13 protein-coding genes are annotated in these 18,790 nt (G+C 62.9%); 12 read left to right on the plus strand and 1 reads right to left on the minus strand.

Features of this window, described 5'->3' with window-relative positions; all coding sequences use genetic code 11:
• Positions 1 to 73 precede the first annotated feature (73 nt).
• From hutC to hutG, 10 genes are all read left to right on the plus strand, one after another.
• Entirely contained in the window at positions 74 to 784 is a 711-nt protein-coding gene (hutC, locus tag ACIPZC_RS02610) for a histidine utilization repressor (RefSeq protein ID WP_241804130.1), read from the plus strand.
• On the plus strand, positions 781 to 1,353 hold the full coding sequence (locus ACIPZC_RS02615) for a HutD family protein (RefSeq protein WP_241804109.1): 573 nt from the start codon (positions 781 to 783) through the stop codon (positions 1,351 to 1,353). The genes hutC and ACIPZC_RS02615 overlap by 4 nt, the downstream gene beginning before the upstream one ends.
• Positions 1,354 to 1,701: 348 nt before the next feature.
• Positions 1,702 to 3,381, plus strand: a complete 1,680-nt coding sequence (gene hutU / locus ACIPZC_RS02620) for a urocanate hydratase (RefSeq protein ID WP_400624649.1) — start codon at positions 1,702 to 1,704, stop codon at positions 3,379 to 3,381.
• Positions 3,382 to 3,471: 90 nt separating this feature from the next.
• Entirely contained in the window at positions 3,472 to 4,440 is a 969-nt protein-coding gene (locus tag ACIPZC_RS02625; RefSeq protein ID WP_400624651.1) for an ABC transporter substrate-binding protein, read from the plus strand.
• 26 nt (positions 4,441 to 4,466) lie between these two features.
• A complete protein-coding gene (locus ACIPZC_RS02630) occupies positions 4,467 to 5,318 on the plus strand; it encodes a proline/glycine betaine ABC transporter permease (RefSeq protein ID WP_241804106.1) in 852 nt (283 codons plus the stop codon).
• A complete protein-coding gene (locus ACIPZC_RS02635; protein WP_241804105.1) occupies positions 5,315 to 6,145 on the plus strand; it encodes a glycine betaine/L-proline ABC transporter ATP-binding protein in 831 nt (276 codons plus the stop codon). The genes ACIPZC_RS02630 and ACIPZC_RS02635 overlap by 4 nt, the downstream gene beginning before the upstream one ends.
• Before the next feature lie 8 nt (positions 6,146 to 6,153).
• On the plus strand, positions 6,154 to 7,677 hold the full coding sequence (gene hutH / locus ACIPZC_RS02640) for a histidine ammonia-lyase (protein WP_400624654.1): 1,524 nt from the start codon (positions 6,154 to 6,156) through the stop codon (positions 7,675 to 7,677).
• 22 nt (positions 7,678 to 7,699) lie between these two features.
• The gene (gene hutH / locus ACIPZC_RS02645) at positions 7,700 to 9,232 is read left to right on the plus strand and encodes a histidine ammonia-lyase (protein ID WP_400624655.1); all 1,533 of its coding nucleotides are present in this window, start codon (positions 7,700 to 7,702) and stop codon (positions 9,230 to 9,232) included.
• Positions 9,233 to 9,279: 47 nt separating this feature from the next.
• Positions 9,280 to 10,485 (plus strand): imidazolonepropionase, encoded by a 1,206-nt coding sequence (hutI, locus tag ACIPZC_RS02650; protein WP_400624657.1) that lies wholly within the window; start codon positions 9,280 to 9,282, stop codon positions 10,483 to 10,485.
• A 10-nt stretch (positions 10,486 to 10,495) separates the two neighbouring features.
• Positions 10,496 to 11,299 (plus strand): N-formylglutamate deformylase, encoded by an 804-nt coding sequence (gene hutG / locus ACIPZC_RS02655; protein ID WP_400624659.1) that lies wholly within the window; start codon positions 10,496 to 10,498, stop codon positions 11,297 to 11,299.
• A 54-nt stretch (positions 11,300 to 11,353) separates the two neighbouring features.
• Here hutG and ACIPZC_RS02660 read toward each other — a convergent pair whose 3' ends face one another.
• Positions 11,354 to 16,885, minus strand: coding sequence for a dermonecrotic toxin domain-containing protein (locus tag ACIPZC_RS02660; protein WP_400624661.1), 5,532 nt, complete (start codon positions 16,883 to 16,885; stop codon positions 11,354 to 11,356).
• Between the two features lie 203 nt (positions 16,886 to 17,088).
• Here ACIPZC_RS02660 and pip point away from each other — a divergent pair, with 203 nt between their 5' ends.
• Both pip and dtd read left to right on the plus strand, forming a co-directional pair.
• Complete coding sequence (gene pip, locus ACIPZC_RS02665) at positions 17,089 to 18,060, plus strand: prolyl aminopeptidase (protein WP_012312379.1); 972 nt, start codon at positions 17,089 to 17,091, stop codon at positions 18,058 to 18,060.
• Positions 18,057 to 18,494: a D-aminoacyl-tRNA deacylase gene (dtd, locus tag ACIPZC_RS02670; protein WP_400624663.1), complete on the plus strand. Its 438-nt coding sequence runs from the start codon at positions 18,057 to 18,059 to the stop codon at positions 18,492 to 18,494. The genes pip and dtd overlap by 4 nt, the downstream gene beginning before the upstream one ends.
• Positions 18,495 to 18,790: the final 296 nt, after the last annotated feature.

Genomic DNA, 18,790 nt, shown 5'->3' on the forward strand with positions numbered 1-18,790 from the left:
AGCTACCGTTCATTCATTCCGCACAAGGATCCACGCCGTGCCGACACCTCCTGTCCCCGCGCTGGTCGCCCCGATGGGCGAGGGCCCGGCGCCGTTGTACGCCCGGGTCAAGCAGATGATCATCCAGCAGATCGAAAGTGGCAGCTGGCCCCCGCACCACCGGGTGCCGTCCGAGAGCGAACTGGTCAGCCAGCTTGGCTTCAGCCGCATGACCATCAACCGTGCGTTGCGCGAGCTCACGGCTGATGGGCTGCTGGTGCGGATGCAGGGCGTCGGCACTTTCGTTGCCGAACCCAAGACCCAGTCAGCGCTGTTCGAAGTTCACAACATTGCCGACGAAATCGCCGCGCGTGGCCACCAGCATAGCTGCCAGGTGATCACCTTGGCCGAGGAGACGGCCGGTTCCGAGCGCGCGCTGGCCCTGGACATGCGTGAAGGTCAGCGAGTGTTCCATTCGCTGATCGTGCATTACGAAAACGGCGTGCCGGTGCAGATCGAGGATCGCTACGTCAACGCGCAGATCGCTCCAGACTACCTCAAGCAGGACTTTACCCTGCAGACGCCCTACGCCTACCTGTCGCAGGTGGCGCCGCTGACGGAGGGCGAGCATGTGGTCGAGGCCATCCTTGCCGAGCCTGACGAATGCCAACTGTTGACGATCGAGCGTGGCGAGCCTTGCCTGCTGATCCGTCGCCGTACCTGGTCGGGGCGTCAGCCGGTGACCGCAGCGCGCCTGATCCATCCGGGGTCTCGTCATCGTCTGGAAGGGCGTTTCAGCAAATGAGGCAGATACACTGGTTGCACGCCGAAGAGTACCCGCGCATGCCGTGGAAGAACGGTGGCGGGTTTACCGAAGAAATCACCCGCGATACCGGCGATGGGCTTGATGGCTTCGGTTGGCGGCTGTCGATTGCCGACATTGAGGCGTCTGGCGGTTTTTCGAGCTTTGCCGGCTACCAGCGCATCATCACCGTGCTGCAGGGCGATGGCATGCGTTTGACGGTGGACGGCGAATCCAGCCGGCCGCTGTTGCCCTTCGATGCCTATGCCTTCAGTGGTGAAAGCCAGGTGAACTGTAGTCTGCTGGGCGGGCCGATTCGCGATTTCAACCTGATCTATGCGCCTGGGCGTTACCGCGCCCGGCTGCAATGGTTCAACGGTGGCAGCCGGCTGCTCAGTGCGGCCAGCACCGTGCTCGTGTTCAGTGGCCAGGCGCAATTGCAGGCGAGCATCGATGGGCAACTGCAGCCGCCACTGGGGTTGTACGACTGCTTGCAGGTGAGCGAAAACACCCGCCTGCAGGAGATTGATGTGCTCGGGCGCTGCTGCGTGATCGAGCTGTCCCCTCTATAAGTGGATGTAGTGGCCCTGATCCGCCGGCTTGCAGGCGACAGGGCCATTGCAATCGGTCGAGAGTAACCTGGTAACGCTTCCAAACGGAGCAGTCTGTTACCGAACGCCCCAGGATGGCGCAATGCCGTCCAGTGTGAAAAACGTCTGGTTTTTACCCCACCACAGCTTTTCTTGTTGCTCTGAGCCCTTGACGTGCATGGGCTGCAAGCTGTTTTCAGCGTCCTCGGCGAGGCGCTGTCAGGCAACTTGGCAATTCAATTGCATATGCTTGTATGTACAAGTAAAGCCAAGTGCGCGATCGTGGATAGGCCGTCCCCTTCGCGCTGTAAGCATCCGAGGAGCACTTTCGTGACTGACAACAAGCTGAACAAATTTCGTGATGTCGAAATCCGCGCCCCGCGCGGCAACAAGCTGACGGCCAAAAGCTGGCTGACCGAAGCGCCGCTGCGCATGTTGATGAACAACCTCGATCCACAGGTTGCCGAAAATCCGAAAGAGCTGGTGGTGTATGGCGGCATTGGCCGCGCCGCGCGCAACTGGGCCTGCTACGACAAGATCGTCGAGAGCCTGACCAACCTGAACGACGATGAAACCCTGCTGGTTCAGTCGGGCAAGCCGGTCGGCGTATTCAAGACCCACGCTAACGCCCCGCGCGTGCTGATCGCCAACTCCAACCTGGTACCGCACTGGGCCAACTGGGAGCACTTCAACGAACTGGATGCCAAGGGCCTTGCCATGTACGGGCAGATGACCGCCGGCAGCTGGATCTACATCGGCAGCCAGGGCATCGTTCAGGGCACCTACGAAACCTTCGTCGAAGCCGGTCGCCAGCACTACGGCGGCAGCCTCAAGGGCAAGTGGGTACTGACGGCAGGCCTGGGCGGCATGGGCGGCGCCCAGCCACTGGCTGCAACCTTGGCGGGTGCCTGCTCGCTGAACATCGAGTGCCAACAGAGCCGCATCGACTTCCGCCTGCAGACGCGGTACGTCGATGAGCAGGCTAGCGATCTCGATGACGCCTTGGCGCGCATCGCCAAGTACACCGGCGAAGGCAAGGCCATCTCCATCGCCCTGCATGGCAACGCTGCCGAAATCCTGCCTGAGCTGGTCAAGCGTGGCGTGCGCCCGGACATGGTCACTGACCAGACCAGTGCCCATGACCCGCTCAATGGCTACCTGCCAGCGGGTTGGACCTGGGAGCAGTATCGTGACCGCGCCCAGACCGAACCGGCGGCTGTGGTCAAGGCCGCCAAGCAGTCCATGGCCGTGCATGTGCAAGCCATGCTCGACTTCCAGAGCCAGGGTATTCCGACCTTCGATTACGGCAACAACATCCGCCAGATGGCCAAGGAAGAAGGGGTCGCCAACGCCTTTGACTTCCCAGGCTTCGTCCCTGCCTATATCCGCCCGCTGTTCTGCCGCGGTATCGGCCCGTTCCGCTGGGCGGCGCTGTCGGGTGATGCCGAGGACATCTACAAGACCGACGCCAAGGTCAAGGCGCTGATCCCGGACGACGCCCACCTGCACCGCTGGCTGGACATGGCCCGCGAACGCATCAGCTTCCAGGGGCTGCCAGCCCGCATCTGTTGGGTCGGCCTGGGCCTGCGCGCCAAGTTGGGCCTGGCGTTCAACGAGATGGTGCGCAGCGGTGAACTGTCGGCGCCGATCGTCATCGGCCGTGACCACCTGGACTCGGGCTCGGTGTCCAGCCCCAATCGCGAGACCGAGGCCATGCACGATGGCTCGGATGCGGTGTCCGACTGGCCACTGCTCAATGCACTGTTGAACACCGCCAGCGGTGCCACCTGGGTCTCGCTGCACCATGGTGGTGGCGTGGGCATGGGCTTCTCCCAGCACTCTGGCATGGTGATTGTGTGCGACGGTAGCGACGAAGCGGCTGAGCGTATCGCTCGCGTGCTGACCAACGACCCGGCCACCGGTGTGATGCGCCACGCCGATGCCGGCTATCAGATTGCGATCGATTGCGCCAAAGAGCAGGGTCTGAACCTGCCGATGATCACTGGCTGACAGCCCCGGTGGGCCGCACGGCGGCCCCCAATCGGTGATTTTTGTTGTAAGGACTGCCGATTTCCACTTTCAAGTTTGGAGCGTCATGCAATGAAAACCAACAAGACCTTGCTTGCCTCGCTGTTCACCCTTGGCCTGCTCGGCGCCACCGGCAGCAGCCAGGCTGCTGGTTGGTGTGAGTCCGGCAAGCCGGTCAAATTCGCCGGCCTGAACTGGGAAAGCGGCATGCTGCTGACTGACGTGATGCAGTTCGTGCTGAAGAACGGCTACGGCTGTGCAACCGACAGTCTGCCCGGCAACTCCATCACCATGGAGAACGCGCTGGGCACCAATGACATCCAGGTGTTCGCCGAGGAGTGGGTCGGCCGTAGCGAGGTGTGGAAGAAGGCCGAGGCAGCCGGCAAGGTGGTGGGCGTCGGCGCCCCGGTGGTGGGCGCGCAAGAGGGTTGGTATGTGCCGCGCTATGTGATCGAGGGTGACGCCAAACGCAAGCTCCAGGCCAAGGCGCCAGGCCTCGAGAGCGTGGCCGATCTGGCCAGATATGCCAGTGTCTTCAAAGATCAGGAAGAGCCCGACAAGGGCCGCTTCTACAATTGCCCGGCCGGTTGGACCTGCGAGCTGGACAACAGCAAGATGCTCAAGGAGTACGGCCTGGAAAGCAGCTATACCAACTTCCGCCCCGGCACCGGCCCGGCATTGGATGCTGCGGTGTTGTCCAGCTACAAGCGCGGGGAACCCATTCTCTTCTATTACTGGACCCCCACGCCGCTGATGGGCCAGGTCGATCTGGTCAAGCTGCAGGAAAAGCAGGGTGTGGACAAGACCGTCTCGATCAAGGTCGGGCTGTCCAAGGTTTTCCACGAACAAGCGCCCGAGCTGGTCGCTGTGCTGGAGAAGGTCAACATCCCGATCGACCTGCTGAACCAGAACCTGGCGCGCATGACCAAGGAGCGGATCGAGTCGCCGGCACTGGCCAAGGCATTCCTCAAGGAACATCCTGAAGTCTGGCAGGCATGGGTCAGCGAAGAGGCTGCCAAGAAGATCAACGCGGCGCTTTGAGCGTCCTCTGCCGATGAGTGGAATTTATGTTTCCTGACAACCTGACATTTTCCATCGCCGACTGGGTCAACGGCTGGGTCGACGCCCTGGTGACCAACTATGGCGATGTGTTCCGGCACATCTCCGATACGCTGCTATGGGCCATCGTCGGCCTTGAGGGCTTGTTGCGCGCTACCCCTTGGTGGCTGATGCTCGGTGTGGTGGCCGTGGTCGCCTGGCACGCGACCCGGCGCATCCTGCCGGCCCTGCTGATCACCGGCCTGTTGTTCCTGGTCGGTGCCGTTGGCCTGTGGGACAAGCTGATGCAGACCTTGGCACTGATGCTGGTAGCTACGCTGATCTCGGTGCTGGTGGGCATCCCGCTTGGCATCCTGTCGGCGCGCAGCAACCGTCTGCGGGCAGTACTGATGCCACTGCTCGACATCATGCAGACCATGCCCAGCTTCGTGTACCTGATTCCGGTGCTGATGCTGTTCGGCCTGGGCAAGGTGCCGGCCATCTTCGCTACGGTGATCTATGCCGCGCCGCCGCTGATCCGCCTGACTGACCTGGGTATCCGCCAGGTCGATGGGGAGGTGATGGAGGCGATCAACGCCTTCGGTGCCAACCGCTGGCAGCAGCTGTTCGGTGTGCAGTTGCCACTGGCGCTGCCGAGCATCATGGCCGGTATCAACCAGACCACCATGATGGCCCTGTCGATGGTCGTGATCGCTTCGATGATCGGGGCACGTGGCCTTGGTGAAGACGTGCTGGTCGGCATCCAGACCCTCAACGTTGGCCGCGGCCTGGAAGCGGGCCTGGCCATCGTCATTCTCGCGGTGGTCATCGACCGCATTACCCAGGCCTATGGCCGACCACGCCACGAGGTGAGCAAATGAGCACGCAGCCGATCAGCAAGATCGAGGTGAAGAACGTCTTCAAGATCTTCGGCGACCGGGCCGACGAAGCCATGCGCCTGATCCGCAGCGCCCAGGGCAAAGAGCAAGTGCTGGCGCAGACCGGCTGCGTGGTCGGGGTCAACGACCTGTCGTTGTCCATCGCCAGCGGCGAAATTTTCGTGATCATGGGCCTGTCGGGCTCAGGAAAATCGACCTTGGTACGCCATTTCAACCGCCTGATAGACCCTACCAGCGGGCAGATCCTGGTCGATGGCGAAGACATCCTGCAGTACGACATGGAGGCTCTGCGCGATTTTCGCCGACGCAAGATCAGCATGGTGTTCCAAAGCTTCGGCCTGCTGCCGCACCGCAATGTGATGGAAAACGTCGCCTATGGCCTGAAGGTGCGCGGCGAAAGCAAGCAGCTGTGCGCCGAGCGCGCCCAGCAATGGATCGAGACCGTAGGCCTGAAGGGCTACGAGAAGAAATACCCGCACCAGCTGTCCGGTGGCATGCGCCAGCGTGTCGGCCTGGCCCGGGCACTGGCAGCGGACACCGATATCATCCTCATGGACGAGGCCTTCAGTGCGCTCGACCCCTTGATCCGCGCCGAGATGCAGGACCAATTGCTCGAACTGCAGAAGACTCTGCACAAGACCATCGTGTTCATCACCCATGACCTGGACGAAGCGGTACGCATCGGCAACCGCATCGCCATCCTCAAGGACGGCCGTCTGATCCAGGTGGGAACGCCGCACCAGATCCTCCACAACCCGGCCGATGAGTATGTCGACCGCTTCGTCCAGCGCCGCGCGGTCGCGGTATGAGGGGCAGCATGTCGCACGTTGAGACCGTTGTCTTCAAAGATGCCCCGTTGCGTTGGCAGGACATAGCCGCCGTTGCCCGCCATGGCGCGCCATTGGAACTGGCACCGCAGGTATGGGCGCGTATCGACAACGCCCAAGCCATCGTCCGCCATATCGTCGAGAGCGGTGAGCGTGCCTATGGCGTGAACACGGGCCTGGGCGCACTGTGCAACGTGTCGCTGCAAGGCGAACAGCTCAGCCAGCTATCGCGCAATACCTTGCTCAGCCACGCCTGTGGCGTTGGGCCAGCGCTCGCCGAGGAACAGACGCGGGCGATCATCTGCGCTGCAATCGCCAACTACAGCCACGGCAAATCGGGTATCGCCCGGTGTGTGGTCGAAGCGTTGCTGGCGTTGCTCAACCATGGCATCACGCCGCAGGTACCCTCGCAGGGGTCGGTCGGTTACCTGACGCACATGGCGCACGTTGGCGTGTGCCTGCTGGGGATCGGCAAGGTCAGCTACCGTGGGCACGTCGTCGACGCCGCCCAGGCCCTGGCCGAGGAGGGCCTGCAGCCGGTGCTGCTGGGGGCCAAGGATGGGCTGTGCCTGGTCAACGGCACGCCGTGCATGACCGGCCTGGCCAGCCTCGCCCTGGACGACGCCAGCCGGCTGTTGCAATGGGCCGACGTGACCGGTGCCATGAGCTTCGAGGCACTGCGGGGGCAGATCACTGCGTTCGACCCCGAGATCATCGCCCTCAAGCCGCACCCAGGCATGCAAGTGGTGGGCGAGAACCTGCGCGCGTTGCTCGCAGGGAGCGAAGTGATCGCTGCCAGCAAGGGGATCCGCACCCAGGATGCGCTGAGCATCCGCTCGATCCCGCAGGTGCACGGCGCGGCCCGTGATCAGTTCGCCCATGCTGTGCGGCAGATCGAGGCCGAACTCAACGGCGCCAACGACAACCCGTTGCTGCTGGGCACCCCGGATGACTTCCGTGTGGTTTCCCAAGCCAACCCACACGGCCAGTCGGTGGCAATGGCCGCCGACCTGCTGGCGATTGCCATGGCCGAGATCGGTTCGATTGCCGAGCGCCGCCTGGATCGCCTGGTCAACCCCCACGTCAGTGGGCTGCCGGCATTTCTGGTCAGCAACCCTGGGGTCAACTCGGGGATGATGATCGCCCAGTACGTGGCCGCCTCGCTGTGCGCGCAGAACCGCCAGCTGGCGCAACCGGCAGTGCTCGACAATTACGTCACCTCCGGTTTGCAGGAAGACCACCTGAGCCTTGGCACCAACGCCGCGCTGAAACTGCACCAGGTGCTGGAGAACTGCACCCAGGTACTGGCCATCGAGTATCTGCTGGCGAGCCAGGCGTTCGAATTTCTCAAGCATCAGCGTTTTGGCGCAGGTACCGATGCCGCCTGGCGCCTGCTCCGTGAGCAGGTTCCGGCTTACCTGGAAGACCGTTGGCTGGCGCCGGACATCGCCCGCACCGCCGCGCTGCTCAAAGCTTCGCCAGGGCCGCTGCCTGTTCTCGCGGCACTGCACTGAACAATAACAAAGGAGCCTGTACATGGAAGCCCTGAACCTCATCCCTGGCCGGCTGACGCTGGCCCAACTGCGCCAGATCCACCTGGCGCCACTGCGCCTGAGCCTGGATGCCAGCGCAGCTGCCGCCATCGATGCCAGCGTTGCCGTTGTCGAGCAGATCATCGCTGAAGATCGCACCGCTTACGGCATCAACACCGGGTTCGGCCTTTTGGCCTCGACCCGGATTGCCAGCCACGATCTGGAAAACCTGCAGCGCTCGCTGGTGCTATCGCATGCCGCGGGCATTGGCGCGCCGCTGGACGATGCGATGGTCCGGCTGATCATGGTGCTGAAGATCAACAGCCTCAGCCGTGGTTTTTCCGGCATTCGCCGCAAGGTCATCGATGCCTTGATCGCATTGGTGAACGCCGAAGTCTACCCGCACATTCCGCTCAAGGGGTCGGTGGGGGCTTCCGGTGACCTGGCGCCGCTGGCGCACATGTCCCTGGTGCTGTTGGGCGAAGGCAAGGCGCGTTACCAGGGCCAATGGCTGCCTGCTGTCGAGGCGCTTGCCATTGCCGGGTTGCAACCGCTGACCCTGGCCGCCAAGGAAGGCCTGGCGTTGCTCAACGGCACCCAAGCGTCCACTGCCTATGCCTTGCGCGGCCTGTTCCAGGCCGAAGATCTGTTCGCTGCAGCCATCACTTGCGGCGGCCTCACGGTCGAGGCGGTGCTCGGTTCGCGTTCGCCGTTCGACCCGCGTATCCACGACGCGCGCGGCCAGCCCGGGCAGATCGATACAGCCGCCTGTTTCCGGGACCTGCTGGGCGAGTCCAGCGAGGTTTCGCTGTCGCACAAGCACTGTGGCAAGGTCCAGGATCCGTACTCGCTGCGCTGCCAACCCCAGGTCATGGGCGCGTGCCTCACCCAGCTGCGCCAGGCGGCGGAGGTACTGGCGATCGAATCCAACGCGGTGTCGGACAACCCATTGGTGTTCGCCGTCGAAGGCGATGTGGTCTCGGGCGGTAACTTCCACGCCGAGCCGGTGGCCATGGCCGCCGACAACCTCGCGCTGGCCATCGCTGAAATCGGCGCACTGAGCGAGCGCCGTATCTCGTTGATGATGGACAAGCACATGTCGCAGTTGCCGCCGTTCCTGGTGGAAAACGGCGGGGTCAACTCCGGCTTCATGATCGCCCAGGTGACTGCGGCGGCCCTGGCCAGTGAGAACAAGGCGCTGTCACACCCGCACAGCGTCGACAGCCTGCCGACCTCGGCCAACCAGGAGGACCACGTGTCCATGGCCCCGGCGGCTGGCAAACGGCTGTGGGAAATGGCCGAAAATACCCGTGGTGTGCTGGCCATCGAGTGGCTGGGTGCATGCCAGGGGCTCGATCTGCGCGAAGGGCTCAAGACCTCGGTGAAACTGGAGCAGGCGCGCCAGGTGCTGCGCCGTGAAGTGCCGCACTATGACCGTGACCGCTTCTTTTCGCCGGATATCGAGGCCGCCAGCGCGCTGTTGGCAGAAGGCAGACTGACGGGGCTGTTGCCGCGTGGCGTGTTGCCGAGCTTGTGACACCGGCCAGTTGCCTCGCGCACTATCGCTAGTAACGGAGACTGAATATGAGAACTCTCTGGCAGAACTGCCAGGCGGCAACCATGGCCCAGGGCAGCTACTCGATCATCGAGGACGCGGCCATCGTCAGCAACGCGGGCTTGATCGAGTGGATCGGGCCACGGCCTGACGCGCCGGTGCAGGGCCTCGCTCGCACAGTGAGCCTTGACGGCGCCTGGGTTACCCCCGGGCTGATCGACTGCCACACCCACGCCGTATTCGGTGGCAACCGTAGCGACGAGTTCGAGCGGCGCCTGCAGGGCGTGAGTTATGCCGAAATCGCCGCGCAAGGCGGCGGCATCGCCAGTACCGTGCGGGCCACCCGTGCGGCCAGCGAGGATGAGCTGTTCGCCAGTGCCCGCCAGCGGGTGCAGGCGCTGATGCGTGACGGTGTGACTACCCTGGAGATCAAGTCCGGCTATGGCCTGGACCTGGCCAACGAACGCAAGATGCTGCGTGTGGCGCGGCGTCTGGCCGACGAATTGCCGGTTGCCGTGCGCGCTACCTGCCTGGCCGCCCACGCCTTGCCGCCGGAATACGCCGGGCGCCCCGACGACTACATTGCGCACATCTGCGACCAGATGCTGCCTGCACTCGCCGCCGAGGGGTTGGTGGACGCCGTGGACGCGTTCTGCGAGCACCTGGCGTTTTCCCCGGCGCAGGTCGAGCAGGTGTTCATCAGCGCGCGCGAACTGGGTTTGCCGGTCAAGCTGCACGCCGAGCAGCTCTCGTCGCTGCACGGCTCCAGCCTGGCCGCGCGCTACCAGGCGCTGTCGGCCGACCACCTGGAATTCATGACCGAGGAAGACGCCGTGGCAATGGCCGAGGCGGGCACCGTCGCGGTGCTGCTACCGGGCGCGTTCTACTTCCTGCGCGAAACCCGGCTGCCTCCCATGGACGCCTTGCGTCGTCACGGCGTGAAGATTGCCCTTGCCAGCGACCTCAACCCCGGCACAGCGCCAGGCCTGTCGCTGCGGCTGATGCTGAACATGGGGTGCACGCTGTTTCGCATGACCCCGGAAGAAGCCCTGGCTGGCGTTACCCTCCATGCCGCCACGGCACTGGGCATGGGCGGCACCCATGGCACGCTGGAAATCGGCAAGGTGGCGGACTTTGTCGCCTGGCAGATCGAACGCCCCGCCGACCTGGCTTATTGGCTGGGTGGCGACCTGCCCAAGCGCGTGGTGCGCAAAGGCCATGAAATAGCCCACTGAGCGAGGCGAAATGGACAAGGTACTGAGTTTCCACCAGGGCCGTGTGCCCCTGCTGATCAGCATGCCTCACGCGGGGCTCAGGCTGACCCCGGCCGTGCGCGACGGCTTGGTCGACCAGGCGCGCAGCCTGCCCGACACCGACTGGCATATCCCGCGCCTGTACGATTTCGCCCGTGAGCTTGGGGCCAGTGTGGTGGCGGCAGAGTATTCGCGCTTCGTCATCGACCTCAACCGCCCGGATGACGACAAGCCGTTGTATGCAGGGGCTACCACAGGCCTGTTTCCGGCTGCATTGTTCGAGGGGCAGCCGCTGTTCAAGGAAGGCTGCGAGCCTTCTGCCGAGGAGCGCAAGGTTTATCTCGAGCAAATCTGGCGGCCGTATCACCAGGTCATCGAGCAGGAGCTGGCACGCTTGCGCAGCGAGTTCGGCTACGCACTCCTCTGGGATGCCCACTCGATCCGCTCTTTTATCCCCCACCTGTTCGAAGGCAGGTTGCCAGACTTCAACCTGGGCACCTTCAACGGTGCCAGTTGTGCCCCGGGGCTGGTCGAACGGTTGCAAAGCGTATGTGCCCAAGCGCACGGCTACAGCCACGTGCTCAATGGCCGCTTCAAGGGGGGGCACATCACTCGGCATTATGGTGACCCTGGCGGCCATATCCATGCCGTGCAGCTGGAGCTGGCGCAAAGTACCTACATGGAAGAGACCCTACCGTTCGACTATCGCGAAGACCTGGCTCAACCGACGCAAGTGGTTCTGCACCAGCTGTTGACGGCCATGTTGGCGTGGGGGCAGGGGCACTACGCGCAGTGAGCGACGAGGGCCTGGCCGGGTGGAAAGGCCCTCGCAGTTCGTTTCAGGGGGTGATCATTCGGGCCGGCCCTGCATCCGGGTCAGTTCCTGAAGCAGCTCCAGCTCCTGATGTTCTTTAGCGTCTTGCAGGTTTTGCTGCAGTGCCAGCTCCTCCGCCAGCGGCAGGTCGAGTGCAGCCAGTTCGAGCACCTGCTCGCCATAGCGTTGCTCTATTTCGGCAAAACGGCCGGGGTATTCAGCGCGCAATCGGCGGGTCCAGTCAGCGTTTGCCAGCATGTACTGGATGAACGCATCACTGTTTTCCTTTTGCCTGACGCGCTCCAGGACACTGGAGATCTCGCCCGGTGCCAGCATGGCCGCGCCGCGAAAACGCATACTGTCGGCAATCGGCAGGTCCAGCTCCCGGGCCAGCTCCCGGCGGTAGGCCAGGCGTACCGAGACCCGGTCACCTTGCCCGGTCCGGCTGTTGGCCAGCAGTTCCAGCTGGCCGATCCGGTACAGTTGCAGCAGGCGCCGGTACAAGGCCGGCAAGGAGTCGCCCGCGTCGGTGAGGATGCGGTTGGACATCAGGTACAGCTCGATATTGTTGAATTCCTGAAGTGCGCCGTCATGGCAGGTCTGTGAGCCGGTTACCGGGTCGGGCAAGGCCGCCGCAGCGATGCTGCTCATGGTGGGCAGCTCATGCTCATGGGTTGCCGCAATCACCAGCATGATGCGCACGCGCTCGCAGAACGCGGCTTGCGAGGTAGGGTCGAGGTACGGCGCCGCATTGCGCAAGCGGCCCGCGAGGGCCAACAGGTTCTGGCCATTTTCGAGCGTCTGCAGCCTTTGCCAGCAGTCGCTCAGGGCTTCGTTCTGCGCTTGGTTGCCAAGCGCCCAATCCTCCAGCCTGGGTGAGTCATCGCCAGCGAAGGGCACTGGGAAGTGAGGATGATCGAGGAGTGAGCCCTCATCGGACGATTCAATCAGGATCAGGTTGTCGGGAATGTCGAGGGCGAAGGACAGGCTGTGCTGGCTGTCGGAGAACGTGCGCACCCGTTGGATCGTATCTTCTGACAACGGGTTGTCGAACATCGAAATCGACGAGATCGGCATCGGGTTGTGGATGTTTTCCAGAATATGGTTGGGCAGCTCCGAGATATGGTTGGAGCTCAAATCCAGCAGCTCCAATGGCAGCAGGGCGTCGCACCAGGCTGGCCAGGCCTGCAGGTTCATGTTGGTCAGGCTCAGGGATGTCAGGTTCGCTGAGAGGTTGGCGGGTATCTGGGTAATGGCACCGATCTGGTTACCCGACAGGTCCAGCGACGAAAGTTGCGGCAAACGGGCGAAGGCTTCGATCATGGCCTGGTCGATTTCCAGGCCCATGTTGCGAAATTCCAAGTGCGCGAGTCGCTGCAACCGTACCAGGGCCGACGGCAGCGAGGGCATTGGCGCTACGTGCGCTTCGACGGTCAGCCGGGTGATATTGGGGAAGCGCCCCAGCAGTTCGTTGAGCTGGGCGGTTGAGCCACTGACGCGGGTCAGCGTCAAGGCAGTCACGCGTTCTCCGAAGAAGGCCGGCAGCCGTCTCGGGAAGTGCTCCAGTGCCACATTTTCAAGCTGCAGCCGAAGGTACTGCAAACCCTGCTCCTGCCGGGACCAGAATTCGGTGATCGCCACTTCGATGCGTTGCCGGTCTTCGAGCACCGCTTGGGTCAGCGGGGCGTTGGAACTGGAGGCTTGCGCCCAGCCTTCGATCGCCTCGCGCAGTTGCTGGCGCTCATTCTGGATGCGTTCGAGCCGTTGGGTCAGCTCGGGGGAGTGATCCACATTGACCTGCACATTCATCCGGTTCTCGCTCAGTAGCAGGCGCTGCAGGTGGGTTTCGTTGATCTCGTTACCCTCCAGCGAAAGGCTCGATGGGCGCTGGATCGCTTCTGCCTCGTTGAGCAGGAACGAGGGCAGCGACCGGAGGTTGTTGTCACGCAGCGAAACGTGCGCGATTCGCTCCAGGGCGTCACTGCCCAGCCCGATCGGCCATTGATGCAGTTGCATGGCGTTCAGGCCGAGGTAGTCCAGCGAAAACTCATGGAAGCTGGGGCTGTCGCGCTGCGCGAAACGATTGCCGCTCAGGTCCAGGTACCTGAGCAGTGGCAACTGGGCCAGTTGGTTCATGTCGTTGGAGGTGAGTGCGACGTTCTGGTTGATGAACCTCAGCGCCCGCAGGCCAGGCAAGTGCTCGGTGATGGTGGGGATACTGAAAATGAAAGAGGACGGTGTAATGCTGGGGTCGTAGGCCCGGCTGATCTCCAGCGATTCAAGTTGCGGTACCTGCCTGAGCAGGCGTTGCAGCAAGCGTTCGTTCTGCGCCCAACCGGCGAGGGTGCCTGATGGCAGGTCGTAAAGCCGCAACCTGCGAATATTCGAGGTGAAGAATGCCGGCAGGGTCATGGGGATATCGGCCAGGGGCACCTGCTCCAGGCTCAGCTCGCTGTTGTGGCTGTCCCCCTCGACCAATGCCGTGTCGTACCAGTGCTGCATGATGGCTTGCCGCAGGGCACTGTATTGTTGTGCGGCCTGATCGGATGCTGTTGAAATCCCCTCGTTCCAGTCGTCCAGCCGGCTTTGCATCTCTATGCGTTGATCCACCAGTTGCTGCAGTCGTCCAAGCACTTGCTGTGGGTTACGGCCACCGCCGGCGATGATCATCAGAATCTGATCCGCCGATCTGGGGGTGTGTTCGGCGAGCCCTGTGGCGTTGACCGCCTCAAGCAGGGCCTGGCGGCTGACGATGGGGGCTGTCGGCAGGCCACCACTCAACGGGTAGCCAATACGTCCGTTGGCGAGCCGCATGGGGGAGCGGTAACCCGGCCGTACAGGTTGCATGCCCAGCACCTGCCTGAGCGAGGTACGTGACAACAGGGGGCCTTCCTGCAACCGCAGGCGTAACTCAGCCCCGTCTACGATGCCCACTTGGGCCATCGCCTGGGGCAGCGCGGCATATAACGCCGTACACAGATCGCCATAAACGGTGACCGGCGTTTGCGCCCCTGCCTCAGCGTGGACGATGTAACCTGCCTCGGCGCTGGTAATCACCGTGAAAGACCGTGCATCCGTTGGCCCCACGCTTTCGCGATGAGCAGGCCAGAAGCGGTGCTGGCGAAGTTCGAGGTTGATGTCAGCGGGCCAGCCAGGCAGCCGTTCGAGTGAATGCATGATCAGTCGGTCGGTGTCGCCGTTGCGAACGCTGGCGAGGAACAGCCCTTCGTAGGCCCGGGCCAGGCGTACCTGCTGCTGGAAGACGCGTATCTCTTCAGCCAGGCGCAGAGGCAGCTTGCCCGTGCCGAGTGCTGCCAGTTCGCCGCTGGTGGCGTTTCGCAACACCTCATCGGTGATTGCTGCGGGCACGTTCGGATAGACCCGCTGAATGACTGCCGCGCCGCTAGCCTGGCTGGCGGGGAGGCGCGCGTAGGCACGTTCGAGCTCGGTGGGCCATCGGCTCCTGTCAGGCAGCTGGCGGACAGCCCGGTCCAGCCTGAAGCGGGTCAGGGTGTCCTCGAGCAGGGCAGGCAACCGCTGGTTTTCGGTCAGGACATGGCGCAGCACGTTTTCATGTACATCGCAGATACGCAGTATCTGCAAGGCTGTTTCTTCTGCGAATTGCTCGCTCGCAAGGCCCATGCGTTGCACCAGGGTCGTCATTGGCCATTGCAGAGGTTGCTCCAGGGGCAACAACCAGGCGCCGGCGCCGTTATGGCGAAGCGCAGGCTCGTGCGCAACAGGCCTGGCCGGGTGCACCAGGCGGTATTGGTCAGTGGCCGCAGTGGGCCTGACGATGTATTGGTTACCCTGCACGACAAGCCAGCGCTTGCCTTGATAGTGAAGCAAGCCATGTTCGTCGGGTTCCAGGTTTGCGGGCAGCACCTGGGGGCTGCGGTACGGCGTCAGGTCGGGCTTCCACAGGCGGACCTCGCCATTGGGTAATTCGACAGTTTCCAGCGCTTCGATGAAGGAGGGCGTTTCCACGGGGATCCGTTCCACCTCCTGTTCCTCTCCCGGCCCGCCTGCAGCACCTTCCCCTGGGTTCTTCAGTGCCTTGGCTGCGGCAGAGAGCGCCACCATGAGCGCCACGTTCTCGACAACATCGACCAGATACCCGTAGGCCGCATCACGTTCGTCGTTTTTCCACGCATCGATGCCTTCGTACACCTCGCAGGCCAGCTGTGTCAGGCATACAGCCAGCATCGCCTCGCCCAGGCCCGGCACGAAGAAGCCTGCGATGTTCAAGCCCGTCAGTACGCGCCCGGCAATCAACTGTCGGTGGGCGAGAGCGGTACGTCGATCGACGATCGCTGTTGGTATCGCGTGGAAAAGCACATCCTTTTCGTGGCGCTCGGCTTTCTGGAAGGCCATCACACCCTCGAATGCATGACGAAACGGCTGTGCGATCGGGTACAGCATTGCATGCGGGTCCGGCACCCGCTCATGCAGGCCGCGGACACTCCAGCCGATGGGCGTCAGGCGGTCCTTGAGGCGCGCGATCACCGGGCCTTTGTCGCGGTCGGCTATATGCCTGTCCAGGTAAGCGATGTTCGCCCTCAGTCGACCGCTCAGGTCGGCTTTCAAGGCCTCCAGGGAGGCGAATTCCTTGAGCGGCGTCTCGCTGTCATCAGGGACGTACAGCGCCACGGTGTCTTGGGCCGACGTTCGCAAGGTGATGAGCGCGACGCCGGTGAGTTCGGCTTCCCACAGTGTGAGCAGGCTGAAAGTGATCGCCGGCCTTTCAGATTCGGCTGGGAGCCTGTCGAGGGGGGTGGCAAGGGCGGTGGTGTACAGCACCTCGCTGATGTCGCCCTTGAGGCGGGCGAAATGCAGGGATTGCCTGAATGCCGATACCTCGGCGCGGCCCAGGGTTTGATACACGTTCAGCGCAGCTTCGTCGGCGCTCAGCTGTGCTGTGGCTTGGGGATAGTAGATGGCGTGAACCTTGTCGTGGTATTTGCGGCCCAGGTCCAGGTCACGGCACAGCTCGGCAAACGCCTCCGCTTCGATGTTCAAGGTATTGGTGATGGGCACTGTGCCCATGAAACGCCGGTGATCGACGATGACGGATTTCCTCAGTGGCCCGCCCTCTGCATCCATCCCATTCTTGACGGCGGCGGCAGCATCGAAGTTGTGCAGGGCGCAGTGCAGCAGCGAGCGGGTGGCGCGGTCGATGGCCTGACGGCTGTCGATGGCGTTGGCCACGTCGATAAGGCGTGCATCCACTAGGTAGCAGTTCTGCACATCGACGGTCAGGCCAAACCGTTCGCTGATCGCCTCTGACAGTTGCTGGCTGGCGTAGGACTGCAGCTCGGGAAGCGCTTCAAACAGCCTGCGCACCTGTGCCGCGTGGTCGCGGTGGCGCGCATGTTCGTCACGCCAGGCTTTGCCGATGTCCGGCATTTGCAGGATCGCCGTGGCCAGCCAGGTGGGGGCCTGCTCCCCGTTGCGCATTGCGCGCAGGGTGTCGGGGGAGGCTGATTTCAGCCACGCGGGGATTTTCTGCTCGATGGTGGCGTATGGGGTACCCGGTGGGGGGGTGGTCTTGCCGGTTGGGCTAGGCATCGTGAGGTCCATTGCAGGAAACGGGACAAGGGACTATGGCGAGTGGAAAAGCCTCGATGGGGTAGATAAATCTGGTGGGGTGTCAGCGCAGTGGCAAAGGCATGGCAGGCTTGTGCGGGGGAGTTGTCTTCAGATACATGCTCAAAGCGCAATTCAGGTTTATGATGCCCAACGGCAGACTAAATCCTCACACGGAGTGCGCAATGCAGACCCTCTACCCGCAGATCAAACCCTACGCCCGGCACGATCTGGCCGTGGAAGCGCCGCATGTGCTTTATGTCGATGAAAGCGGCTCGCCTGAAGGTCTGCCGGTGGTGTTCATCCACGGTGGCCCGGGCGCGGGTTGCGATGCTCAGAGCCGTTGCTACTTCGACCCCAACCTGTACCGCATCATCACGTTCGATCAGCGCGGCTGTGGCCGTTCCACCCCGCATGCAAGCCTGGAGAACAACACCACCTGGCACCTGGTCGAAGACCTGGAGCGCATTCGCGAGCATCTGGGCATCGACAAGTGGGTACTGTTCGGCGGCTCCTGGGGCTCTACCTTGGCCCTGGCCTATGCCCAGACCCACCCCGAGCGGGTTCACGGCCTGATCCTGCGGGGTATCTTCCTGTGCCGCCCGCAAGAGATCGAGTGGTTCTATCAGGAGGGCGCCAGCCGCCTGTTCCCCGATTACTGGCAGGACTACATCGCGCCGATTCCGCCGGATGAGCGTAATGACCTGGTCAAGGCATTCCACAAGCGCCTGACCGGCAACGACCAGATCGCCCAGATGCATGCCGCCAAGGCGTGGTCCACCTGGGAGGGCCGCACTGCCACCCTGCGCCCCAACCCGCTGGTGATCGACCGCTTCTCCGAGCCGCAGCGCGCCTTGTCGATCGCCCGGATCGAATGCCACTACTTCATGAACAACGCGTTCCTCGCACCCGACCAGTTGATCCGTGACATGCCCAAGATCGCCCACCTGCCGGCCGTGATCGTGCATGGCCGCTATGATGTGATTTGCCCGCTGGACAACGCCTGGGCATTGCACCAGGCATGGCCCAACAGCGAGCTGAAGGTGATCCGCGACGCCGGCCATGCGGCGTCCGAGCCGGGGATCACCGATGCGCTGGTGCGGGCCGCCGATCAGATGGCACGTCGCCTGCTCGACCTGCCTCTGGAAGAAGCATGAAGGGGCTGCTGCAGCGTGTGCGCGGCGCGCGGGTAGAGGTGGCGGGTGAAATTGTCGGCGCCATCGACCAAGGCTTGCTGGTGCTGGTGGCGGTAGAGCCTGAAGATACCCGTGAACAGGCCGACAAACTGTTGCACAAGTTGCTCAACTACCGCGTGTTCAGCGATGAGCAGGGCAAGATGAACCTGTGCCTCAAGGATGTGGGCGGCGGTTTGCTGCTGGTGTCGCAGTTCACGTTGGCGGCGGACACCCGCAGCGGCATGCGTCCGAGCTTTTCGACAGCTGCACCGCCAGCGCTCGGTGCCGAACTGTTCGACTATCTTTTGCAGCAAGCCCAGGGCCAGCATGCCGATGTGGCGAGCGGCCGATTCGGTGCCGACATGCAGGTACATCTGGTCAATGATGGCCCTGTGACTTTTCTGTTACAAATATGAATGAAAAAACGGCCTAGGTTGTGCGAAACAAGGGGTTTTGTACGATAAATAGTTGATCCAGCCTGATGCGTTGTAACGCATCCTGCTGGATAATCGCGCGCTGTTAGGGCCTGCGTTCGCAGGTTCGTTTTACTCTGACTCGAGCATTGTCTGGATCCGTTTGGGGAATCATTACGCCCTCACGGGGTCCGAACAGTGCTCGCCAACCCGGCATTTGTCGCTGGCCGTTGGTTTCATGATCTGTTTTCGGCGAGGGTTGCTCGTGATTGTTAGTCCCCATAAAGCATCTAGAATCC

The sequence above is a fragment of the Pseudomonas sp. NPDC089743 genome (assembly GCF_044748785.1).
Lineage (GTDB): Bacteria > Pseudomonadota > Gammaproteobacteria > Pseudomonadales > Pseudomonadaceae > Aquipseudomonas > Aquipseudomonas putida_X.